At 61.7% G+C, this 22,283-nt stretch carries 24 protein-coding genes and 1 pseudogene; 10 read left to right on the top strand and 15 right to left on the bottom strand.

Features of this window, described 5'->3' with window-relative positions:
• Positions 1–64: 64 nt before the first annotated feature.
• Entirely contained in the window at positions 65–487 is a 423-nt protein-coding gene (locus AUR04nite_RS04425; RefSeq protein WP_141362335.1) for a hotdog fold thioesterase, read from the top strand.
• Here the strand turns inward: AUR04nite_RS04425 and AUR04nite_RS04420 are convergent.
• Together AUR04nite_RS04420 and AUR04nite_RS04415 are read right to left on the bottom strand one after the other, a co-directional pair.
• Complete coding sequence (locus AUR04nite_RS04420) at positions 484–849, bottom strand: VOC family protein (RefSeq protein WP_141362333.1); 366 nt, start codon at positions 847–849, stop codon at positions 484–486. The two genes, AUR04nite_RS04425 and AUR04nite_RS04420, sit on opposite strands and share 4 nt — an antisense overlap.
• Before the next feature lie 32 nt (positions 850–881).
• Positions 882–1,610, bottom strand: coding sequence for a tyrosine-protein phosphatase (locus AUR04nite_RS04415; protein ID WP_141362331.1), 729 nt, complete (start codon positions 1,608–1,610; stop codon positions 882–884).
• Between the two features lie 137 nt (positions 1,611–1,747).
• Here AUR04nite_RS04415 and AUR04nite_RS04410 point away from each other — a divergent pair, with 137 nt between their 5' ends.
• On the top strand, positions 1,748–2,653 hold the full coding sequence (locus AUR04nite_RS04410) for a serine protein kinase RIO (protein WP_141362328.1): 906 nt from the start codon (positions 1,748–1,750) through the stop codon (positions 2,651–2,653).
• A gap of 91 nt (positions 2,654–2,744) precedes the next feature.
• Here AUR04nite_RS04410 and AUR04nite_RS04405 read toward each other — a convergent pair whose 3' ends face one another.
• Genes AUR04nite_RS04405 through AUR04nite_RS04395 form a run of 3 tightly spaced genes read right to left on the bottom strand, consistent with a single transcriptional unit; the run spans position 2,745 to position 5,638 of the window.
• On the bottom strand, positions 2,745–3,617 hold the full coding sequence (locus tag AUR04nite_RS04405; protein ID WP_141362326.1) for a 3-hydroxyacyl-CoA dehydrogenase family protein: 873 nt from the start codon (positions 3,615–3,617) through the stop codon (positions 2,745–2,747).
• A 2-nt stretch (positions 3,618–3,619) separates the two neighbouring features.
• The gene (locus tag AUR04nite_RS04400) at positions 3,620–4,414 is read right to left on the bottom strand and encodes an enoyl-CoA hydratase/isomerase family protein (RefSeq protein WP_141362324.1); all 795 of its coding nucleotides are present in this window, start codon (positions 4,412–4,414) and stop codon (positions 3,620–3,622) included.
• On the bottom strand, positions 4,415–5,638 hold the full coding sequence (locus AUR04nite_RS04395; protein WP_141362322.1) for a thiolase family protein: 1,224 nt from the start codon (positions 5,636–5,638) through the stop codon (positions 4,415–4,417). It abuts the gene before it with no gap.
• A gap of 341 nt (positions 5,639–5,979) precedes the next feature.
• Here AUR04nite_RS04395 and AUR04nite_RS04390 point away from each other — a divergent pair, with 341 nt between their 5' ends.
• From AUR04nite_RS04390 to AUR04nite_RS04375, 4 genes are all read left to right on the top strand, one after another.
• On the top strand, positions 5,980–7,386 hold the full coding sequence (locus AUR04nite_RS04390; RefSeq protein WP_141362455.1) for an MFS transporter: 1,407 nt from the start codon (positions 5,980–5,982) through the stop codon (positions 7,384–7,386).
• Positions 7,387–7,416: 30 nt separating this feature from the next.
• Positions 7,417–8,379 carry a 1,4-dihydroxy-2-naphthoyl-CoA synthase gene (locus AUR04nite_RS04385; RefSeq protein WP_141362320.1) on the top strand — a complete coding sequence of 321 codons (963 nt, stop codon included), beginning with the start codon at positions 7,417–7,419 and terminating at the stop codon, positions 8,377–8,379.
• A 19-nt stretch (positions 8,380–8,398) separates the two neighbouring features.
• Positions 8,399–9,526, top strand: coding sequence for an AMP-binding protein (locus tag AUR04nite_RS04380; protein WP_141362318.1), 1,128 nt, complete (start codon positions 8,399–8,401; stop codon positions 9,524–9,526).
• 78 nt (positions 9,527–9,604) lie between these two features.
• Complete coding sequence (locus tag AUR04nite_RS04375; RefSeq protein ID WP_141362316.1) at positions 9,605–10,492, top strand: 1,4-dihydroxy-2-naphthoate polyprenyltransferase; 888 nt, start codon at positions 9,605–9,607, stop codon at positions 10,490–10,492.
• Between the two features lie 102 nt (positions 10,493–10,594).
• Here AUR04nite_RS04375 and AUR04nite_RS04370 read toward each other — a convergent pair whose 3' ends face one another.
• Positions 10,595–10,885 carry a DUF4229 domain-containing protein gene (locus AUR04nite_RS04370; protein WP_141362314.1) on the bottom strand — a complete coding sequence of 97 codons (291 nt, stop codon included), beginning with the start codon at positions 10,883–10,885 and terminating at the stop codon, positions 10,595–10,597.
• Positions 10,886–10,938: 53 nt separating this feature from the next.
• Between AUR04nite_RS04370 and AUR04nite_RS04365 the strand changes: the two genes are divergently transcribed.
• Positions 10,939–11,364 carry a PLD nuclease N-terminal domain-containing protein gene (locus tag AUR04nite_RS04365; protein ID WP_141362312.1) on the top strand — a complete coding sequence of 142 codons (426 nt, stop codon included), beginning with the start codon at positions 10,939–10,941 and terminating at the stop codon, positions 11,362–11,364.
• 140 nt (positions 11,365–11,504) lie between these two features.
• The gene (locus tag AUR04nite_RS04360; protein WP_141362310.1) at positions 11,505–13,139 is read left to right on the top strand and encodes an HNH endonuclease signature motif containing protein; all 1,635 of its coding nucleotides are present in this window, start codon (positions 11,505–11,507) and stop codon (positions 13,137–13,139) included.
• Positions 13,140–13,816: 677 nt separating this feature from the next.
• On the opposite strand, the gene ccsB is transcribed toward AUR04nite_RS04360, so the two are convergent.
• The 5 genes from ccsB to AUR04nite_RS04335 are packed head-to-tail and all read right to left on the bottom strand — an operon-like array spanning position 13,817 to position 18,561.
• A complete protein-coding gene (gene ccsB / locus AUR04nite_RS04355) occupies positions 13,817–14,887 on the bottom strand; it encodes a c-type cytochrome biogenesis protein CcsB (protein WP_141362308.1) in 1,071 nt (356 codons plus the stop codon).
• Positions 14,880–16,508, bottom strand: coding sequence for a cytochrome c biogenesis protein ResB (resB, locus tag AUR04nite_RS04350; RefSeq protein ID WP_141362306.1), 1,629 nt, complete (start codon positions 16,506–16,508; stop codon positions 14,880–14,882). Before resB ends, ccsB begins: the two co-directional genes overlap by 8 nt.
• The gene (locus tag AUR04nite_RS04345; RefSeq protein ID WP_141362304.1) at positions 16,508–17,263 is read right to left on the bottom strand and encodes a cytochrome c biogenesis CcdA family protein; all 756 of its coding nucleotides are present in this window, start codon (positions 17,261–17,263) and stop codon (positions 16,508–16,510) included. Before AUR04nite_RS04345 ends, resB begins: the two co-directional genes overlap by 1 nt.
• An 8-nt stretch (positions 17,264–17,271) precedes the next feature.
• Positions 17,272–17,892, bottom strand: coding sequence for a TlpA family protein disulfide reductase (locus tag AUR04nite_RS04340; RefSeq protein WP_174787858.1), 621 nt, complete (start codon positions 17,890–17,892; stop codon positions 17,272–17,274).
• 6 nt (positions 17,893–17,898) lie between these two features.
• Positions 17,899–18,561: a histidine phosphatase family protein gene (locus AUR04nite_RS04335; protein ID WP_141362300.1), complete on the bottom strand. Its 663-nt coding sequence runs from the start codon at positions 18,559–18,561 to the stop codon at positions 17,899–17,901.
• Between the two features lie 197 nt (positions 18,562–18,758).
• On the opposite strand from AUR04nite_RS04335, the gene AUR04nite_RS04330 reads away from it, so the two are divergent.
• Positions 18,759–19,517 carry a hypothetical protein gene (locus AUR04nite_RS04330; RefSeq protein WP_141362298.1) on the top strand — a complete coding sequence of 253 codons (759 nt, stop codon included), beginning with the start codon at positions 18,759–18,761 and terminating at the stop codon, positions 19,515–19,517.
• 95 nt (positions 19,518–19,612) lie between these two features.
• Here the strand turns inward: AUR04nite_RS04330 and AUR04nite_RS04325 are convergent.
• A pseudogene (locus AUR04nite_RS04325) lies at positions 19,613–20,254 on the bottom strand (redox-sensing transcriptional repressor Rex); the annotation flags it as partial.
• A 30-nt stretch (positions 20,255–20,284) separates the two neighbouring features.
• Complete coding sequence (locus AUR04nite_RS04320; RefSeq protein WP_307723221.1) at positions 20,285–20,533, bottom strand: glutaredoxin family protein; 249 nt, start codon at positions 20,531–20,533, stop codon at positions 20,285–20,287.
• 126 nt (positions 20,534–20,659) lie between these two features.
• Here AUR04nite_RS04320 and AUR04nite_RS04315 point away from each other — a divergent pair, with 126 nt between their 5' ends.
• Positions 20,660–21,466, top strand: coding sequence for an HAD family hydrolase (locus tag AUR04nite_RS04315; protein WP_141362294.1), 807 nt, complete (start codon positions 20,660–20,662; stop codon positions 21,464–21,466).
• A 103-nt stretch (positions 21,467–21,569) separates the two neighbouring features.
• On the opposite strand, the gene AUR04nite_RS04310 is transcribed toward AUR04nite_RS04315, so the two are convergent.
• Complete coding sequence (locus AUR04nite_RS04310) at positions 21,570–21,668, bottom strand: 30S ribosomal protein bS22 (RefSeq protein ID WP_005504750.1); 99 nt, start codon at positions 21,666–21,668, stop codon at positions 21,570–21,572.
• Positions 21,669–21,806: 138 nt separating this feature from the next.
• Positions 21,807–22,031: a helix-turn-helix domain-containing protein gene (locus AUR04nite_RS04305; protein ID WP_141362292.1), complete on the bottom strand. Its 225-nt coding sequence runs from the start codon at positions 22,029–22,031 to the stop codon at positions 21,807–21,809.
• Between the last annotated feature and the right edge of the window lie 252 nt (positions 22,032–22,283).

Genomic DNA, 22,283 nt, shown 5'->3' with positions numbered 1-22,283 from the left:
GGTCAGTATTACTGTTAACCATAACAGCCAAGCGTGATAGCCGACACCCCAAAGGACCAAAGATATGAGCAATCAGGAGCAGCACGAAGCCGCAAGCGAGCCATGGATCATCAAGCTGGGCGAGCTCGACCGGAAAATGGGCGTACGCATCATCGAGGAATCGGTGGAGAAAGTCGTTGCTACCATGCCGGTGCGCGGCAATACCCAGTCCTTCGGGCTGCTGCACGGCGGCGCCTCCCTGGCCGTCGGCGAGGCAGTGGGCTCATGGGCCGCGGTGAAATATGCGTCCACCTTTGGCAAGGCAGTGGTCGGCGTCGATGTGAACGCGACGCACCACCGCGGCGCGCGGGAAGGAGTCATCACCATTACCGCCACCCCGATTCGGCTCGGCCGGCGCATGACCAGCCACGAAGTCGTCATCACCGATGAGCAGCAGCGCCGCATCTGCACCATGCGCATCAGCAACATGGTGGTCGACAAGCCCTAGTGAGTCCCCCAGACGCCCAGCTCATTGCCGGCGGGGTCGACGAAGTGCAGCCGCCGTCCCCCTGGAAATTCATAGGCTGGTGTGCTGATCCATCCCCCGGCGGCCTCAATCGCCGCAGCCGAGGCCTCAAGGTCCTGCGAATAGAGCAGGACGAAGGGGCCTCCCACTGGTTTGGGCTGCGCGGCAAGCAGCAGCCCTCCGGATTCTGCGCTGCCGCCAGGGGTGGTAAACCCCGCATATTCGGGCCCGTAATCGGTGAATTTCCAACCGAAGGCGGCGGCATAGAACTCCTTCGCCGCGGCCAAATCCGTGACCGTGAGTTCTACGTAGTTCAGTCCATGATGCACAAGCTGTCCGTCCATGCCACGAGCCTAGCGAAATACAGGCCGCGCTGTCAGCCCATTTCTGTTGTTGCCAGCTGCTTCAAACGCTCCAGTCGGGCCAGCGGCAATCCCACGCCGCGCAGGTACTCTTCCGCGCTGCCCAGCCAGTCAATAAACCGCTCCAGCTCCACGGCGCGTTCTGCGATCATCTGGGCCAGCTCCGCTTCGCCGCGGTGGGACTCATAGGGATGCTTGCGCGGCGAAACCCTGTGCCATTCGTTGATCCCCCGCACCGCCAGCTGGTCATGCATGAGAATCTCATCCCGGCGCCCGGCAAGATCCAGCAGCAGCGTGGCCACCAGCCCGGAGCGGTCGCGGCCTGCCGAACAGTGGATGACGCTCTTTCCCTCGCCCCGGGACAGTTCCTCAAAGACAGCTCGCAGATGCCCACCGAATTCTTCGCAGACCAGCCGGTACATGCTCGTGTGGTTCATATAGGGAATTGCCACCGCCTCAAAGCGCTGGTTGCCAGGCTCCTCGAGGGGAAGATTGACGATCCTGATCCCTCGCATAGCGTCTTCTGAAATCTGCGGATCGAAGTCCCGGCGGTGCACCTCGCCGAGGTTTCTCAGATCGATCACTACTACCACGCCATCCTCGCGCAGCTGTTCCCAGCCGCGATCGGTCAGCCATTCCTGGCGGCCCATGCGATAGAACGGCCCGCAGATGTGCCGCGCATTCACCGCGCCGTCCCAATGCAGATCCTCGTCCTGTTTGCGGTAGTCCACTGCCTCGCTCATAAATCCATTGCATCACAGCCGAGAAATACTGTAGAGTTCAAGTCATTGATATTTACCAATGACTCTATCTAAGGAGGGGTACCGATGATTGTTCGTTGCCTTTTTGCGCATTCTTCCCCTCTTTTTAAGGACTCATTGTGTCTTACACTTTCGGCGAATCCGCCACAACTAACCACCTGAACCACAGCACCTTCGATCTCGAAGAAACCAGCGTCAAAAACCTTCGCCGCAAGCCGGTCTGGGACGAAGTCGACTACGACGAGCTGGGCGACAACCAGCGGCATTCAACCTGGCCTTCGGTGGAGAAGGGCTGCCGCGGCCCTCAGCCCTACCCGTCGTGGCTTATCGAGGATGCAGCCGCCATCGATACCGAGCTGGGGATCCTGAAAACCGGCAAGGAAGGCGACGTCTTCCTTGTCGAGCGGGCCACCGAAGAGCGCAGCACGCTGCTGGCGGCCAAGCGCTACCGCGGACGCGAGCATCTGCAGTTCAGCCGTTCCCAGGCCTATAGCGAGGGCCGTTCGGCCAGGCGCTCGCGCGATAACCGCGCGGTGAAAAACAATTCCGCCTACGGCAAGGAAGTCTCCTCGCTGCAGTGGGCCAGCGCCGAATGGACCTACCTGCGCCGCTGCCACGAGGCAGGGGTCCCGGTCCCCTACCCGGTGCAGATCGACGGCACCGAAATCCTGATGGAGTTCATCGCGGATCCTGACAACGAGCGCGCCGCGGCGCCCCGGCTGCAGCAGATTCCGCGCCACGATCCCCGGCTTGCTTCCCTGTGGGAACAGCTGGCCGGGGCCATGGAATCCATGGTGAGTCTGGGCATTGCCCATGGCGACCTCTCGGCCTACAACATGCTGGTGGCCGGCGAGCGCCTGGTCATCATCGATGTGCCACAGTGCGTGGACCTGTTGGGCAATGTGCAGGGCTTGGACTTCCTGCACCGCGACTGCATCAACGTCTGCGACTTCTTCACCTCAAAGGGACTGGAACGCGACGCTGAACAGCTGTTCTCTTCGCTGCTGGCAACCATGTTCGTCTAGCCAGGTTTCGGCGCACATAAAAACCGCCCGTTGATCTCGCAAAGAGTTCAACGGGCGGTTTTTGCCGGCGGTGCATCCAGCCGACAGGTTCCTACCAGGTGTAGAAGCCCTGGCCGGTCTTGCGGCCCAGCTTGCCCTCGGCCACCAGGTCCTTGAGGATCTGCGGCGGGGCGAAGCGGTCGCCCAGGGTCTCATGCAGGTACTCGGCGATACCCAGGCGCACGTCCAGGCCGACGATGTCGGTGGTCTTCAGCGGGCCGGTCGGGTGCTTGTAGCCGAGCACCATGGCATTGTCGATGTCTTCGGCGCTGGCCACTCCCTCTTCCACCATACGCATGGCTTCCAGCGCGATGGCTACGCCAAGGCGCGAGGAGGCGAAGCCGGGGGCGTCGTTGACCACTACAGCGGTCTTGCCCAGGCCCTGCACCCAGCCGCGGGCGGCGTCGACGAGCTGCTCATTGGTCTGCTTGCCGATGACCACCTCGATCAGGGTGGAGGCCGGCACCGGGTTGAAGAAGTGCAGGCCCAGGAAGTTCTGCGGGCGCGCCAGCTCTTCGGCCAAGCCGCTGACCGAGAGCGAGGAAGTGTTCGATGCCAGCACTGCGTCCTGGCCGATCACCGCTTCTACCGCCTTGAGCGACGTGAGCTTCAGGTCCCACAGCTCGGGCACTGCCTCGATGACCAGCTGCGCCGGGGCGAAGTCGGCATACTGGGTGCTGGTCTTGAAGCGGCCAAGGATCTGCTCGCGCGGCTCATTCACGGCGCCGCGGGCAATCGACTTGTCCACTGATTCAGCCACGCGCTCGTAGGCCGCGGCAGCCGAGTCCTCGTCGCGCTCCACCACGGTGACATTGCTGCCGCTGACCAAGAAGGCGTGGGCAATGCCGGCGCCCATGCGTCCGCCGCCGAGCACGCCCATGGTTTCAGGCAGCGCGCCTTCGATGAAGTTCTTCTCTTCGCTCATGCTTACTTCTTCTTTCGATCTAAGAATGCCTGCATACGGTCAAATTTTGCCTGCGACTCGAACAGCATGCCCTGGGCCAACGTATCGATGACCGGGTGCACCTCGCGAGGGGTGTGGAATACCGACTTGGTGATGCGCACCGCCAGCGGGTCCTGGGCGGCGATCCGGTCAGCGAGCGCCTCGGCCGCGGCATCGAGCTCTTCGGCGGGGTGCAGTTCGGTAATCAGCTTGGCCTCAAGGCATTCGGCCCCGGTGAGCACCTTGCCCGCCAGCAGGATCTCCTTGGCCAGCGGCTCGCCCACCAGCTCCTTCAGCCGCCAGGTGGCTCCGGCGGCGGCCATGATGCCCAGGTTGGTCTCCGGGTTGCCCATGCGCAGATCCTCGGTGCCGATGCGGAAGTCGGCGGCGTAGGCCAGCTCCGCTCCCCCGCCCAGCGCGTAGCCGTCAAGGGCGGCGATCACCGGCATCGGCAGCTTGGCGATGCGGTCGAAGATGGTGGAGTTGATGCCAGCCAGCGCGTCGTCGCGGCGGCGCTCGCGCAGCTGGGCGATGTCAGCTCCGGAGGCGAAGATGCCCTTGGAGCCGCGCGGCTTCTGCTCGGTGGGGGCGGTGCCCGGGGTGCCGGCGAGAATCAGGATCTTCGGCTCGCGTTCCAGGTAGCTGCACACCTGGTGCAGTTCGTCGACCATGATCTGGTCGATGGCATTGCGGACCTCGGGGCGGTGCAGCCGCACCCAGACGCGGTCGGGGCCTTCGCTGATCTTCAGCGTGGCGAAGGCCTGTTCGATCAAGCTCATTTAGACGCCCTCCACCAGCAGCGCGGTGCCCTGGCCGACGCCCACGCACATGGTGGCGACGCCCAGCTTGCGGCCCTCGCCCGAAAGTTCGCGCTCCATGCGGTTCAGCAGGGTGATCACAATGCGCGAGCCCGAGGAGCCCAGCGGGTGGCCTAGGGCGATGGCGCCGCCGTCGCGGTTCACGATGGCCGGGTCCACGCCCAGCTCGTTCATGGAGGCCAGCGACTGGGTGGAGAAGGCCTCGTTGATTTCCATGGCGCCGATGGCTGAGATGTCCAGGCCCGCGCGGGAGAGCACCTTCTGGGTGGATGGGACCGGGCCCATGCCCATGATTTCAGGGGCCAGCGCGGCGGCCTGGCCGTCGACGATGCGGGCGCGGGCCTTCAGCCCGTACTTTTCAATGGCGCGCTCGGAGGCGACGATGATCGCCGAGGCGCCGTCGTTCAGCGAGGAGGCGTTGCCCGCAGTGACCACCGAGCCGCCTGCGACGACAGGGCGTAGCTTGGAGAGCACCTCAAGGGTGGTGCCCGGGCGCGGGCCTTCGTCGGTGTCCACGATCGTGTCGCCCTTGCGGCCCTTCACGGTGACCGGGACGATCTCGTCCACGAAGTGACCCGCCTCGATGGCCGCGATGGCCTTGGCATGGGATTCGACAGCGAACTGGTCGGCCGCCTCGCGGGAGATGTTGTAGACCCGGGCCACCTCTTCGGCGGTTTCAGGCATGGAGAAGGTCGCCTTGCCGCCGCGCGAGTATTCGCCGGAAAGGAACTGCGGGTTGGTGAAGCGCCAGCCGATAGAGGTGTCGAAGGTGGCACCCGGCTTGGCGAAGGCCTTGGAAGGCTTCTCCATGACCCATGGAGCGCGGGACATGGACTCCACGCCGCCGGCGACGACGATGTCAGCCGCGCCGGCCTTGATCATGTGGCTTGCCATGGTGATGGCACTCATGCCCGAGGCGCACAGACGGTTCACGGTGATGCCCGGGACGGTGTCCGGGAAGCCCGCCAGCAGCCAGGCCATGCGGGCGACGTTGCGGTTCTCCTCGCCAGCGCCGTTGGCATTGCCGTAGATGACCTCGTCCACCAGGGCAGGGTCGATGCCTGCGTCGTCGATGACCTTGCGGATAGTCAGCGCCGCCAGATCGTCCGGACGCACCGAGCTCAGTGCTCCGCCATAGCGGCCTACTGGGGTACGTGCTCCGCCTACGAGAAATGCCTCGGCCATGATTGCTCCCTTGCGCCAAAATTTGTAGTGATGCTCAACACCCTAACTTACCGACCATTCGTTCAATAATAAAGGCGGGGCACGTCACACTTTCTGCCAGCTACCCTAGGCCAGCGCCCGTTTTGCCGCCTAGCCCGCGTCGGCTATCGGGGTGTTTATCCGAATGCAAACCTTATGAAAACCTTGTCAACCATTGAATTTACAAAAAGCAATGCGTATTCTCGGTGGCTGACCGACTCCGGGCCATGCCCGGATCGTGGACCGTCACCGGGGCTGGAAAATTTTTCACCGCCGCCCCGGGCATCCGGTCGACGGAAAAGCTGAGAAACATCGGAGCAGATATGCAACCGGAGAACAGCCAACCATTCACCCCGGACCTCGAGCACGAGATCGGCCCGGATATGACAACCTCTGCAGGCCGCGCCGAGGTGCGCAAGGCCACCGCCGCCTCGGCCATGGGAAATATGACCGAGTGGTTCGACTACGGCGTCTATGCCGTGGCAGTCACCTACATCACCGCCCACTTCTTCCCTACCGAGGGCGGCACCATCATGGCGCTGGCCACCTTCGCCCTCTCCTTCCTGGTCCGCCCGCTCGGCGGACTGGTCTGGGGCCCGCTGGGCGACAAGCTCGGGCGCAAGAAGATCCTTGCGCTGACCATCCTGATGATGTCGGGAGCCACCTTCCTGATCGGCGTGCTGCCCACCTACCAGTCCATCGGCGTGATCGCCCCGGTCCTGCTGGTGCTGCTGCGCATGATCCAGGGCTTCTCCACCGGCGGCGAGTACGGCGGCGCGGCCACCTTCATGGCCGAATATGCGCCAGACCGCAAGCGCGGATTCTTCGGCTCCTTCCTTGAATTCGGCACCCTGGGCGGCTTTGCGCTGGGCACCGCCGTGATGCTGGCCCTGCAGCTGTCCCTGAGCGAAGAGGCAATGATGGCCTACGGCTGGCGCATCCCGTTCTTCCTGGCGCTGCCCATGGGCCTGATCGGCCTGTACCTGCGAAGCAAGCTGGAAGACACCCCGGTGTTCCAGGAACTGGAAGAGGCAGGCGAAACCCAGGACAGCGGCACCCTGAAGGAACTGGTGCTCACCTACTGGCGCCCGATCCTGACCATGGCAGGGCTGGTCATCGCGCTGAACGTCGTGAACTACACGCTGCTCAGCTACATGCCCACCTACTTTGAAACCCAGCTGGGCCTGAGCTCCAGCGCCTCTCTGGCCACGATCCTGATCGGCGAGGTCGCCATGATGGCGGTCATCCCCTTTGCCGGCTCCCTGTCCGACAAGATCGGCCGCAAGCCCATGTGGTACACCTCGGTGATCGGCCTGTTCGTGCTGGCACTGCCAATGTTCTGGCTCATGGGCCAGTCATTCGGCCTGGCGATCCTGGCCTTCGCGATCCTGGGCCTGCTGTACATCCCGCAGCTGGCCACGATCACCGCCACCTTCCCGGCGATGTTCCCCTCCCATGTGCGCTTCGCCGGCTTCGCGGTGACCTACAACGTGGCCACCGCGCTCTTCGGCGGCACCGCCGCCATGGTCAACGAGGCGGTCATCAACTCCACCGGCTTCCTACTCTTCCCCGCCGTCTACATGATGGCTGCCTGCGTGATCGGCGTCGTCGCCGTGAAGTTCATGCCGGAAACTGCCGGCGCCTCGCTGCGCGGCACGCAGATCCCCGACGCGCTGGACACCGGCATCCTGGCCACGGTGCCGCATGGCGAAGACGCGCAGAAGGAGTAATTCGCGGCGCAAACGGCTAGCATTCATAGGGTGAGTAGCCAGAATAATTCAGCATTGCCCGCCAAGGTTTCCGACACCTTCGACCCCGTGCGCTGGCGCGTGGTCGAAGGCTTCGGCTTCACCGACATCACCTACCACCGGCAGGTGGAACGCGATGAGAACGGCGGGATCGTCCGCGACCTGCCCGCGGTGCGCATCGCCTTCGACCGCCCCGAGGTGCGCAACGCCTTCCGCCCACACACCGTGGACGAGCTCTACCGAGCCATGGACCACGCCCGCATGACCAGCGACGTGGCCACCGTCATCCTCACCGGCAACGGCCCCTCGGAAAAGGACGGCGGCTTCGCCTTCTGCTCCGGCGGCGACCAGCGCATCCGCGGCCGCGACGGCTACCGCTACGCCGAGGGCGAGACCCGCGAATCCATCGACCCGGCCCGCGCCGGGCGCCTGCACATCCTTGAGGTGCAGCGCCTGATGCGCACCATGCCCAAGGTGGTGCTCTGCGTGGTCAACGGCTGGGCCGCCGGCGGCGGGCACTCGCTGCACGTGGTCTCCGATTTGACCATCGCCTCGAAGCAGCACGGCAAGTTCAAGCAGACCGACGCCACCGTCGGCTCCTTCGACGCCGGCTACGGCTCGGCCCTTTTGGCCCGCCAGGTGGGCCAGAAGGCGGCCCGCGAGATCTTCTTCCTGGCCCGCGAATACTCGGCCGATGACATGGTCCGCATGGGCGCAGTCAACGAGTCGGTGGACCACGAGCGCCTCGAAGAGGTCGCGCTGGAATACGCGGCGGACATCGCCCGCCAGTCCCCGCAGGCGCTGCGCATGCTGAAGTTCGCCTTCAACCTGGCCGACGACGGACTGGCAGGCCAGCAGGTCTTCGCCGGCGAGGCCACCCGCATGGCCTACATGACCGACGAGGCGGTGGAGGGGCGCGACGCATTCCTGGGCAAGCGCGACCCTGACTGGTCCAACCACCCGTACTACTTCTAGGCAGCCAAGGAGCACCGCGATGGACGCACCCCACCTCACCCTGCTTCAGGCCCTGGCCAACGCCGCGAACGACGGCGGGCCGGCGGTGGAAGTGGTGGCGGATCCCAGCATGCCCGCCGGGTTCAGCCTTAACCTGCTCGATGCCCAGGCGCTGCCCGGGTTCGACGAGCCGATGGTGGTGGTGCGCACCTCCGGGTCCACCGGCAGGGCCAAGCGCACGGTCCTGAGCGTGACCGCGATGGCCTCCAGCGCGCAGGCCACCGCCGAGTTCCTGGGCTTCGAGGGCCAGTGGCTGCTGGCCCTGCCGGTGCACTACGTCGCCGGCATCTCGGTGCTCACCCGTTCGCTGTTCGCCGGCACCAAGCCGGTGGTCATGGAGTCCAATGGCTCCTTCTCCGCCGAGGACTTCACCTCGGCCGCGGCGCAGATGGTCGATTCCAAGCGCCTGACGGCCCTGGTCCCCACCCAGCTGGCCCGGCTGCTGGACAACCCGAGCGCGCAAACCATCGCCGCGCTCAAGCGCTTCGACGCAATCCTGCTCGGCGGGGCGCGGGCCAGCAAGGACCTGCTCGCCGCCGCCCGCCACCACGGGCTGAAGATCTTCCAGACCTACGGCTCCGCGGAAACCTGCGGCGGCCTGGTCTACAACGGCACTGCCCTGCCGGGGGTCAAGTTGCGCGAAGAGGACGGCCGCATCCTGGTCACCGGACCGATGCTCGCCGACGGCTATGCTGACAATCCGCAGGCCACCGCGGAGCACTTCGTGGAGCGCGACGGCGAGTGCTGGTACCTGACCGACGATTTGGGCACCGTGAACGGCTCCCGGCTGCACATCGAGGGCAGGATCGACGACGTCATCAACACCGGCGGCGTCAAGCTCTCCGCCGCCAAGATCGAGGGCCTGCTTGAGGAGTTCTTCACCCAGGTGCTGGTGGTCGCCGTGCCCGATGCCCAGTGGGGCCAGGCCGTCGGCCTCGCCTACTCCGGGCCCACCGCCACCGCGGAGGCCTTCGAGGCACTGCGCCAAACCCTGGGCAAGGAATCAGTTCCCAAATACCTGCGGCACTACCCCCACGGCCTGCCGCAGCTGCCCAACGGCAAGTACAACCGGCAGGAAGTCATCGGCGCGCTGCGCGGGTCGAAGTAGCCCCCGATTCGCCTTGCCAAGGGTTTCGCGGGAAACTAGAGGGTACGAATTTTTTGGTTCGCCGCGAAAGGATCGAAAGTGGCCACACTTTCCCAGTGGGTTGCAGGTGCCCGGCTACGCACCCTGCCCATCGTCATTGCCCCGGTAGTCATCGGAACCGCCGCAGCCGTCGGCGAGACCGGCGTCTTCCACTGGGTCAACTTCCTTCTTGCCCTGCTCGTGGGCCTGCTGCTGCAGATCGGCGTGAACTATTCCAACGACTATTCCGACGGCATCCGCGGCACCGACGACGCCCGCGTGGGCCCGCTGCGCCTGACCGGCTCGCGGCTGACCGAGCCGAAGAACGTGCGCAATGCGGCGTTCGCCTGCTTCGGGGCTGCAGCCGCCCTGGGCCTGGCGCTGGTCGTGCTCTCCCAGACCTGGCCGCTGCTGATCATCGGCGTGGCCGCGATCTTCGCCGCCTGGGGCTACACCGGAGGCAAGAACCCCTACGGCTACCGCGGCTGGGGCGATGTCTACGTGTTCATCTTCTTCGGCCTGGTCGCCACCATGGGCACCACGCTGACCCAGATCGGGCACGTCAACCCGGCTTCGATCCTCGGAGCGGTGGGCACCGGCCTGATCGGCTGCGCGCTGCTGATGGCGAACAACGTGCGCGACATCCCCACCGACAAGGAAGTCGGCAAGATTACCCTGGCCGTGCGCCTGGGCGAGCACAATGCCCGCCTGAGCTACGTGCTGATGCTCGCCATCGCCATCCTGCTTCCGCTGCTGGTCACCGGAACCTACCCGTGGATGTGGCTGGTGCTGGTGACTTTCCTGCCTGCCATTGCGCCCTCGCTGACCATGCTGCGCGAACCGGAACTGCGCAAGCTCGTGATCGTGCTCAAGCAGACCGGCATCGTCAACATGGTCTACGCGCTGCTCTTCGCCGGCGCAATCATCCTTCCGCTGTGGCTGGTCTAGCCGCTCCTTAACCACGCAACAAGAAACGCTCCGCCGCTTCAACAATCACGTTGAAGCGGCGGAGCGTTTCTTCTCGGCCCCTGCATGGCAGGGACGGTTCGGCTATGCCGTAGGATCCGTAGGATTGCGCCGCGCGTCGTCGAAGGCATCCTCGACCGCCTCATCATCCAGCTGCTTCTTGGTCTTGCTGGCGCTGGTCTTGTTGAACGCCCTGCCGACGTCCTGGCCGGCGCTGATGCGCAGCTTGTTGAAGAACAGGTAGGACACTGCGAAGGCAACGATCAGGCCGATCAGGCCAGCGACGAAGATCGGCCACTTCAGGCCCATCCACAGGCCAAGGAACACGACCAGGAAAATCCCCAGTCGAAGCACGGTATATTTCAGAAGCTGCATGCTTTAAAGTCTACCGATGAACCTGTGAGGAGTATTTTCATTAGACTGGAAGCATGGTCCGCTTCTTAATTTTCGCTGCATTGATTTCGGTCGCGTTGATGATCTACACGCTGATTGAATGCGCCCGCTCTGATTCGCAGGAAGTTCGCTCACTGCCAAAGCCCGCTTGGTTCGCGGTGATCGTCTTCCTTCCGCTGATCGGCGCCGGTTTGTGGTTTGCCCTGGGCCGCCCGCAGAACACCTCGAACTACAATCCGCAGACCACCCACGCTCCAGACGACGACGAAGATTTCCTCCGCCAGCTTGAAGTCTGGCGACGCCAGCAGCAGCGCGAAAACGAGCTGAACGCCCGTGAGGAAGAACTCAAGCGACGCGAGGCCAAGCAGGAGGATAGCAAGCCTTCGGAACGTCCTTCTAAGGGAGGCAAGGACAAGAACGCTTCGAATGACGGCAACGGATCGGCTTCCTCCGACAACTAGATTCGACGTCAGTTCGACGTTCCCGGCACAGCATTTCGTTGTTGAATCGCAATCTTATATTCGAATGCATATTCGATTGATACCTTATTGATACACCCAAAACCATACACACCATCGGGTTTTCGCGGGATAATTAACCCATGGCATACAACAGATATCACCCCGACAGCGACGATGATGAACCGCTGAATCCCAACCTTCTGCCCGGCCCTACACCGGGACAGCGCAATACCGCCGGCAATGACGGCGATTGGGGTTCCGCCCTCACCCAAGACCTCTATTTTTCCCGGCTCAAGGACACCGTTGAGGAACTTGCCGGCATCACTCCCTCCTTGGACCCCGCAACTGGCCTCACCCGTCTAGCGCTCATCAGCCGGCTGCGTTCCATGATTGATGCCTCTGAATCTGTGCTCATGGCAGATTCCTTCGAATACTTGTGCCGTGCGGAAGCAGCAGTCCGCTCCGACAACGCACGGATCGACGAACCCGGCGCGCTCACCAAGGAAGAAGCACTCGCCCAGGGCATGAGCGAAGCGGACTGGCTGACCAATGTCAGCGAATTTTTCTACCGCATCAATACCGACGACGCGAACACCGCTCGCACCTCGTTCGTCGCCGAAGCTGCCTTGGCAACCCGGGAAACTACTTCGCATACTTTCTCCCGGCTTGCCGAGGCCGAAACCCTGCGGCATCTTCTGCCGAATACCTTGGATGCCTTGGCAAGCGGTATCATCACCAGCAAAGCGGCCTCGAACATCGTCAAGTACACCCGTGGCCTTGACGAACAAGACATGGCGCGCATGGAACATCAGCTGTTGCCTGCAGCCAAGGCGCATATCACCGACACTGCGATTGCCCAGCGAGCTCGCCGTCTTCGCGAAAAACTGCACCCCACCAGCTTGGAAGAACGCCACCGTAAGAGCGCCAAAGACCGCAAGGTCTCCTATTGGGCCGAAAAGAACGGGATGGCAGCCATACTGATGCGCGGTCCTGCTCCTGATCTCATCGCTGTCATGAACACGTTGAACCACCATCTCAAAGACCTCAGCACACTGGAGAAAGAACAGCCAGCCGACGCACGCCGCACTGCCGACCAGCTGCGCTTTGACTCTCTCCGCGACGCACTTATCGATGGATGGCCGGCAGGGGGCGGAAGCACGCTGCACACGAAAGTGGCCGTCACAATTCCCGCTATAGAGCTGCTCGCCGACAAAAAGAAGGGGTTGGCAGAGTTGGAAGGCTACGGGCCAATTCCCATGGGCGTGGCCCTCAAACTTGCCGCAGACGCCCCATCCATGCTGCGAGTGCTCACAGATCCTTGGACTGGAGCGGTTATCGACGTAGAACGCAGCAAGTACCGCCCGCCACAGGCCATGCGGGACCTTCTGCGTTACCGCGACCAGTGCTGCCAATTTCCCGGATGCAACCGGAGTCCGGAGCATTCAGAAGCAGACCACATCGACGACTGGGCCAAAGGCGGGTCGACGAACCGTAAGAACATGAAGCTGCTGTGCAAGCAGCATCAGATGTTCAAGCATGCTCTGGGCTGGAACTACCGGTACACGCCGGATGGAGCAGCAACGTGGTACTCGCCGATGGGCCAGACCTGTGTAGAAGTCCCAGGTTCGGTTATGAGCATCCAGAACTTCGACTGTGTAGCCAGCAAGACTCCAGAACGTCCGCGGATGGAAATCACCCGTCACTTGCAGTGGCTCTTGGGAATTGATGACGAGGACCGCATTGACGGGCCCAACCTATATTTTGTCGGCGAATAGCTGCCGCCCAGAGACGACCATCCCCGACGGTTTCAACTACTCTCATCACAGAGCCCAGAAACCCTCACGCAAGCCAGTGAGCGATTTTTCTGTTCATTCTTAATGGGCTTTCACCGTCCCATAGCCAGCTGCGCTCGTGTCTCTTCCCCTACCGCGTACAAAAGTTGCTGTTGGCAGGCGCAAGCGTCCCAGAATTACTAGTGAAAGAAATTTTCGTTCACTTTCATCGGCTTCTTGTTGTCCCTCATGCCTTTGCGCAGTGTTCTCTAGGGATCGGCTGTCTGAGTGCTTCAAAAACTGAGCAAGAGTCCATCCCAGATTTACAGTGAACGATTTTATCGTTCATTGTTGTCCAAAGGCTTGTACTGCCGGGCGACACATTCTGGCCGTTTCCCCCACCCTCTGTCAGCTTGGGTATTGGCAAACTCTGTCCAAGATCGCCAGTGAACGCTTTTTTCGTTCATTTCAGTCTCTCTGCTCGTCGCCCAAGGCTCGGGTTTGCCGAAATGGGCTTCACCGATTCAGAGGCTTCGTAAAACTGACAAAGTCACTCGCAGACCAGAAATGAACGATTTTTCTGTTCATTCCGATGCCCAGCGTCAAAAGCAATCCCACTAACAATGACAAGAGCCCAACCTTTCGGTTGGGCTCTTGTCATAGTGTTTCTTGCTTCGGTTCTACACGCCTGCGTAGGAATGCAGGCCGTTGAAGAAGATGTTCACGATAGTGAAGTTGAAGACCACGCAGAGGAAGCCAATGATGGACAACCAGGCGGAACGTGGGCCTGTCCAGCCACCTGTTGCGCGGGCGTGCAGGTAGCCTGCGTAGACGACCCAGATCACGAACGACCAGACTTCCTTTGGATCCCAGCCCCAGTAGCGTCCCCATGCGGCTTCTGCCCAGATTGCACCCGCAATCACGGTGAAGGTCCACATAACGAAGCTGATGGTGTTGATGCGGTAGGCGAAGTTCTCTAGGGCGCCGGCACCAGGTACCAGACGCATGAAAGGCAGCTTGTCCTGCTGGCCGGTCGCGATTCGCTTCATACGTGCATGCTGGATGAGCTGCAGCACATTCATGGCAAAGGAAATCGCGAACAAGGCTGAAGCAGCCACTGCAATGGATACGTGGATGACGATCCATGGCGACTGCAGCGCTGGCACCAGGTGGCCAACTGGAGTTGGGAAACCGATGGTGGCACTGCAAAGCATCAGGGTAACAAGGCCTGAGATGAAGCTGCCGACGAACCGCAGATCCTTGAAGAACAGCACCACAAGGTACACGACAGAAACAACCAGTGCGCCGGTGGTCATGAACTCGTACATGTTGCCCCACGGCACACGGTGGGCCGCGAATGCGCGAGAGACCACTGCGAAACCGTGCAGCAGCATCGCAAGCCACATCAGGGCGACCGCGATGCGAGCCATCGGACGGTTTGCCGACAGCTTCGTATAGTTCATCTTGTCGGAGACGATGTCTTCGCTGACACGGTCCGGACGAACTTCTTCGCCACGACGTCCGCGGCCCATCTTCGAGACAGAGCCTACCCCGGCTCCAACCAACAGTTTCTCATCTTCTTTGAGAGCCGCTGCGTCCATCTCGGCAATGGTCTTGTTCGACTTGGCCAAATCCAAGGCGAAGAATACGAACACCACAACATATGCCATGGCTGCCAGCAGCATAAACAGCTGGCTGTACATTCCCAGTGTTTCGTTGATCGGCTCCAACGCGCCTGCGTTACTACCCATTTACGGCTCCTAGATCCTGTTCCTGGCTGGCTAGCGGCCAGGCCTTGTCAAAGATTTTCTGTAATTCGACGGCTTCACGTTCTAGACGGGGGTCTTCGCCTCGGGCTAGGAGCGCATATTCGATCTTACGCTTGCCGTCTTCGTTGATCAGCTTGACCCATACGCGGCGGCGTGGGGTGAACATCGAAACGATCAGGCCAAGCAATGCTAGACCTGCGAAGATCGCGATCGGAAGTTTTCCTGGATCATAATTGACATCCAGTGCGACGTAGCGTTTCAGATCGTCGAAGGTGATGCTGCCGAGGTTGTTCGGCAGCTCGTAGGTTTCCCCAGCAGCCAGCGAGATACCGCCAGCCTTCAGGTTCCGGTTGTTCAGCTCCTTCATCTTGTCGGTATCCAAGACGTAGACGTTCTGCGGGTTGCCGGAATCCAGTCCGAGGTCTCCGTAGAAGGAGTTGAGCTGCAACAGCGGGTTGATGGCATTGGGGTCCGCCGAGCGGGAAATGTTGTCCTCACCGATCACTGCGGTGGGCAGCAGGAATCCTTGGAAGCCCAGCTGCTCGGGCGATGCATCAGGCACCTTGAGCACCATCAGCGAGGTGTACACCGAGTCCTGAGGCACGGATACCAGCGGACCGGAGTAGGAGATATTTCCCTTGCCGTCACGCACAGTGACCACTGGAGCGTAGCCGTTGCCTACGAGGTAGACGTCGGCACCATTGATGCGCAGCGGCTTGTTGACCTTCAGCTCCTCTTCGACCGGCTGGGAATCGGCGTCTTTTCGAACCTGTACGTGTGCAGTGAAGTCGATCGGCTGGCCGAAGTAGTCCTTGGACTCGCGGTCGAAGACGATGTCAAACTTATCCAGCTTCACCGAGTAGCCTGGCAGGTCATCGGCGGAGAAGCTGGAGCCCGGAGTGAACGAATCGTAGGCAACCAGGGAATTGACGAAGGTCTCCCCCTCAACCAGAACGCGCTGGCCCCCGTAGCCGAAGGACTGTCCGATACCTGCGGCGGCGAGCACACCCAGCAGCGAAACGTGGAAGAGGATGTTGCCGATTTCCCTGATGTAGCCGCGTTCAGCAGCAACCGAGCGGCCGGTGGCATCCTTGCGGCGCTCCACCCGGTAGCCGCGCTTCTTCAGGATCTTGTAAGTATCCTCGATGACCTGGTCGTCATCCGGGGTGTCGGATTCGCCCTCGATGATTTCCAGCGAAGTGTACTGCGGCAGACGCTGCATCTTGGCTGGGGTGCGCGGCGGCGGAGTGCGCAGCGCCTTGGCATGTTTTTTGATGCGCGGCAGGATGCAGCCAACCAGGGAAATGAACAGCAGCAGGTAGATCGCGGAGAACCAGACCGAAGAGTACACCTCGAACATCTGGAACTTATCAAGCCAAGGGCCTGCCACCGGATGCTGTTCCAGGTACTGGACGACAACCTCGGGATTCGCCGAACGCTGCGGGAAGATCGAGCCCGGCACCGCGGCGACTGCCAGCAGCAGCAGCAGGAACAGCGCGGTAGGCATCGACGTCAGCTGCGTCCAGATCCACCGCATGGATCCGACGAAGCCAAGCGCCGGGGCATCCCCCGCGTTCTTGGCGTTTCGCTTGTTCTTCGCCATTAGATTGGCAACCTCACTTCATTGGCAAACCAGTTTTGCAATTCGGTAACCCAGTTGCCCCACAGGCCGGTCACCATCACTACGCCCAAAAGAATCAGCAGACCCCCGCCCAGCCGCATGATCAGCAGCTGGTGGCGGCGGAAGAAGTTCATTGCCTGCATTCCCCGCTGCAGCCCGAAGGCGATCAGCAGGAACGGCAGTCCGAGCCCCAGACAGTAGAACACCGTCAGCAGCGCGCCTCGGCCCACGTTCGCGTCCACGCCGGTGGACATGATCAGCACCGCGGACAGGGTCGGGCCGATGCACGGCGCCCAGCCCAGGCCGAAGGTCAGCCCCAGCACCGGGGCTCCCCACAGTCCTGCCGGCGGGCGCTTGTGGATCTTGGCGTCCCGCTGCATCCACGAGAAGCCGCCCATGAACACGATGCCCATGAAGATCACTACCAAGCCCAGCGCCTGGGTGACCCAGCCGCCGTTGAAGCGCAGCCATGCCGTGGCCTGGCTGAACAGCACTCCGGCGGCGATGAACACCACGGAGAAGCCCAACACGAACAGCAGCACGCCCAGCACGACGCGGCCGCGGCGGTGCTCCTTGAGGTCGGCTCCGGTCAGGCCGGTGACGTAGCCCAGGTACCCGGGCACCAGCGGAAGCACGCAGGGAGACAGGAAAGACACCAGTCCGGCCAGCAAAGCCACCGGAGCGGCAAGCAGCAGCGAGCCGTCCAGAACGATGTCGGCAAAGGGATTAGAGGTCAACGCTCAGCTCACAGCTCTTCAGTCATGGCGGTGTTGATCAGCGCCTTGAGCGTGCCCGGTTCCACGGCGCCGATGACGCGGGCCCGGACCCGGCCCTTGCGGTCAAGGACCAGCGTGGACGGCACCGCCTGCAGCGGCACATACTTGGTCATGGCCAGCTGGATATCTCCGCTGGTGTCCTGCACCGATTCGTAGGGCAGGTTGAAGGTGCGTTCAAAGGCTTTGGCCGCCTCTGCTTCGTCGCGCACGTTGACGCCCAGGAAATGCACCTTGCCCTTGAATTCGTCCGCGAGCTTCTTCAGATCGGGAGCTTCAATGCGGCACGGGGCGCAGGCCGCGTACCAGAAGTTCAAGACAACCGGCTGGCCCTGCCATGCAGCGGTGTCCACCTTGGTGCCGTGGTAGGTCTCGGTCTTGATGTCCACTGGGTCTGTGCGCTGGTCCAACGCGTATTCCTGGACCGCGCCGTCGCCGGCAATATAGTTTTTGCCATCGCCGCTGTTTGCCTGCTTGGTCAGGGAATCTTCCTTCGCGCACGCCGCCAGCGGCACCACTGCCGCGGCGACCATCAGCGAACGCAGCATGGTGCGCCGCGACAGCGATCGAGGATTCTGCACAGGATCAATCATTTTGCTCTAAGCTCCAGGAATGTTCGCGGCGCCCGCCAAAAGCTCGGGGCACGGTTCGGTATAACGCACGGAGACGAGCTTGTCCCCTTCAAAATCAAAGCTGGTAATCGATCCCAAGGTGCACTCGCGCTTGCGCGGATCGTGCCACAGCGGCTTGCCTTCGGCATCGCGGCGGGTCACCCAGATCGGCAGCTGGTGGCTGACGATGACTACTTCGGCGTCCGGGCCGTGCTCCTGCACCGCTTCGTGGCGGTGGAAGTCCATGGCCTCGCGCATGCGGGCGACCTGCTGCTTGTAGGGCTCGCCCCATGAAGGCTTGAGCGGGTTGACCAGCAGCGGCCAGTATTCCGGCTTCTTCAGATGCGTGGCCACGTTCGACAGGCCCTGCAGCTTGTTCTCGGCTTCGATGACGCGGTCATCGGTGAGGATCGGCAGTTCAAGCGCCTGCCCGGTGGGAGCGGCGGTCTGCTGGGCCCGGATCAACGGCGAGGCGACCAAGCGCACGATGCGGCCGCCGCGTTCCTGGTGCTTGGCGAAATAGGCGCCAGCCCCTTCGGCCATCTTGAATCCGAGGTCGGAAAGCCCGAAGCCTGGGATTCGTCCATACAGAACGCGGTCTGGGTTGTGAACTTCCCCATGGCGCAACAAATGAACAGTCGATAAAGGCATGCTTCCAGTGTCTCAAAGAATCAACCTTAAAGATGAATAATGTGGCCCCCGTCAACGATTCACAGGGCTTGCATGGGATTCGCAAATAGAAAAACCATCCTTTGGGATGGGGTGCATCACTATCTGCGGCGACTACGCTTGGGATTAAGCAAGCACATCGGCACATCAACACCTGCACCAACCTATCGAGGACGGTTATGAGCAACTACGATCCGAACCAACCGGGCCAGCCCTACGACCCCAATGCCGGGTCCAATGCTTCAAATCCCTACGGCCAGAACCCCTATGGCCAGCAGCCGGCGCCGTACGGCCAAAATCCCTACGGGCAGCAGCCTGGCCAGCCGCCTGCCTTCGACCCCTATGCACAGCAGCAGGGAGGCTATGCCGCAGTACCGCCACCGGCAGAGCGTCCGCAGACCCTGCAGTGGGCTTTCCTGCTGATCCTCGCCGCCGGCGTGATCAGCGCGGTCGCCAACTGGCTGGTCTTCCAGTCGGACCTGTTCATGAACATGTTCAGCTCCCAGTGGAGCGCCATCAAGGATGAGTTCGACCGTCAGATGGCCTCGACACCGGGTGCGTCCGAGGATCCGATGATCCAGCAGATGATGAGCAGCCCTGAGGCATTCGTCAACGAGATCCACTCGACGCTGGCAGGGTTCATGGTGGTTTCCCTGGTCATCAGCGTCGGCCTGTACTTCTTGGTCGGCTTCTTCGTGGGCCGCGGCGTGAACGCGATGCGCGTGGTTGCCACCATTCTTGCCGTGCTCTCGGTCATGGGTGTTGCCAGCACCCTGGCAGCCATTGCCACCTTCGGCGGCGGCCAGGCCGGACTGCTGATCGCGCTGACTCTGCTGGGCGTCATCTGCGGAGTGGCAGGAGTCGTCTTCTCCTGGCTGCGTCCGTCCTCCGAGTACATCATTGCCCGCCGCAGGGCCCGCATGGCCGGCTACCGCTAAAGAGCCAGAGACTGCGAACCGCAGCTGACAACGGGTGGTGCCCGGTATCCGCAAGGATGCCTGGCACCACCCGTTTTTAACTACGCTCAGCCGATTCAGGATTGGACGGCAAGATAGGCAAGAATCTGCAGCTCGGTGGACAGGTCCACCCGGCGGACGTTCATTCCGCGCGGTACCACCAGAGGCTTCGGCGCGAAGGAAAGCACTGAATTCACGCCAAGGTCAGAGAGTTCATAGATCAGGTCCTGGGCTGCCTGCCCCGGCACCGCGAGCACCGCGATGTTGATCTCTTCGCGTTCGACTACCGATGCCAGATCGCGGCTGTCTTCAACCTGAAGCTGGCCAACGCGCGAACCGATCATTGCAGGGTCAACATCGAGGATCGCCTGGACCTTGAAGCCGCGGATCGCAAAACCGGCATAGCCGCTCAGCGCACGGCCCAAGTTGCCGGCTCCGAGGATCAGCACACGCCAATCCCGGTTCAGTCCCAGGGTGTTGTTGATGTGTTCGGCCAGCTCTCGCACTACATAGCCCACGCCGCGGGTCCCGTAGGAGCCGAGCCACGAGAGATCCTTGCGGAGTATTGCGGGATTCACTCCCGCTTCCTTGGCCAGGACTCCGGAGCTGGTGCGTTCAAGGCCCTGCGCCTCCAGCGCATTCAGCGCCCGCAGGTAGTGCGTCAGGCGTGCGACGGTAGCCTCGGGCAGCACCTTTGCTTCAGCCTCGGCCACGGCAGCTCTCCTGTCCTGGCGGAAGTTCGTACAGGCTCATGATGTTTGTAGCAGGCGCTCTAGGCGCGCGCCGTCGATGGTCCAGAAGTCGCGGACCTGCCCGTCGATCAGCAGGACGGGAACCTCTTCATGATGGCGTTCAAGCAGCGCTGGATATTCGTCGATGTCCAATTCGGTAAATTGCATGCCCAAGCGCTGCGTCACGTCGTGGACGGTTTCCCGCGCAGCCTGGCACAGATGGCATCCCTGGCGGACAAGCAGCTGAATTTCATGCAAAGTACTCACCTATTCATAATCTCATGGGCCTTGGAGGGTCTTAAACTCGACGACGTTTTGCACCCCGGTGATCCGTAATACAACGGTGATCTCCAAAGGCCAGGGCAGGAGCCGCGGATTGATAAGCTAGAGCAAATGTCTTCCACCAATCCTGCTTCCGCCACTGCACCGACCGACGGCGCCGAGGGCGTTGCCGCCTTCTTCGACGTCGACAACACTCTTGTCCGGGGCGCCTCGGCCTATCTACTGGCCCGAAAGCTCCATGAACGCAAGTTCTTCCACCTGCGCGAGATCATGTGGTTTGCACTCAAGCAGCTGCGCTTTGTCGCCCGAGGCGAGCACCTTGGCGATATCCAGGCCATCCGCGACCGTGCGCTGCTTCTGGTTAAAGGCATCCTAGTCGCCGATATCGAAAAGATCGGCGAGGAAATCTACGACGAGTACATCGCGCCGAAGCTCTGGCAGGGAACCGTAGCGATCGCCAACCAGCACCGGGCAGTGGGACGCGAAGTATGGCTGGTCACCGCCACCCCGGTGGAAGTCGCTAATGTCATTGCTTCGCGGCTCAACCTCTCTGGAGCGCTCGGCACCGTGGTCGACCGCGAGGACGGGTTGTATACAGGGTCTCTTGCCACGCCGATTCTTCACGCCGCCGAAAAGGCGCAGGCTGTGCGGGAGCTGGCCAAGGAACGCGGGATCTCCCTATCCAATTCCTGGGCCTATTCGGATTCCTACAACGATGTGCCCCTGCTCGAAGCCGTCGGGCATCCGGTCTGCGTCAACCCCGATGCGCGCCTACGCGCCTATGCCAAGCGCAGAGGCTGGCAGGTCTACGACTTCCGCAAGGGCCAGCGGGCCGCAAAGCTGAGCCTGAAGGCCGCCGGAGTCATCGGATTCATCTGGGCGCTCAAGCGGTCCTTCAAGGACCGCAGCGGCTTCTAGGCGGCCGGGCCGGGCCAAACAGGAAAAAGCAATCGCCACCGTCCAGGAGTAAATCCTGATGCGGTGGCGATGAATGCCTAACGGCAAGCTGCTCGAAGTAAATTTACTTCTTGTTGCGACGCTGGTGGCGGGTCTTACGAAGCAATTTGCGGTGCTTCTTCTTCGACATACGCTTGCGGCGCTTCTTGATAACAGAGCCCATACTGGTTCCTCACAAACTAAATAAATGCGCCAACCCAAAAGCACCACATGCATTGCGGCATACGGAAAGGTTGACCGGACGTTAAACGTTCCTTAATAGATTACCCGCTTTTCGGCCATACTCTGACCACCGCTGGGCTTATCGACCGAGAGAACCGGTGCCGCGCTGCGGATCAATAGCCGCAGACTGCAGGTAGGACTCCACAGCGTTTTCTGGAACGCGATAGGAGCGACCGAACTGAACCGCAGGAAGATCACCTGCGTGGATCAGGCGATAAACGGTCATTTTGGAAACACGCATCATGTCGGCCACTTCGGCCACCGTCATGAAACGGGCTCCTGCAAAATTCTGTTTATCCTGCATGCGGGATATTCTCCTGACGCTGATCTCTGATTCGTCGCGTGACTAGCGCACGTGAACTTACACGACTGAGGATCAACAACGGCGATCAGATTCACGTTTGCTTTGTCCTAGTCTAATCGCACTTTGGTAACTTTCGCATCACGAAACACATGAGCGACGACGCAAAACGAATAAATTGTTGCAAAAATGCAATCACCCGAGATGCGCAGAGTGATATTGCACTCATTACACCCCGGGTGATCGGAAGGCAGC

Origin of the sequence: Glutamicibacter uratoxydans, assembly GCF_006539925.1 — a bacterium.
Taxonomy (GTDB): Bacteria; Actinomycetota; Actinomycetes; order Actinomycetales; family Micrococcaceae; genus Glutamicibacter; species Glutamicibacter uratoxydans.
The sequence above is the reverse complement of the archived record's forward strand: the minus strand, read 5'-3'. Positions and strand labels throughout refer to the sequence as shown.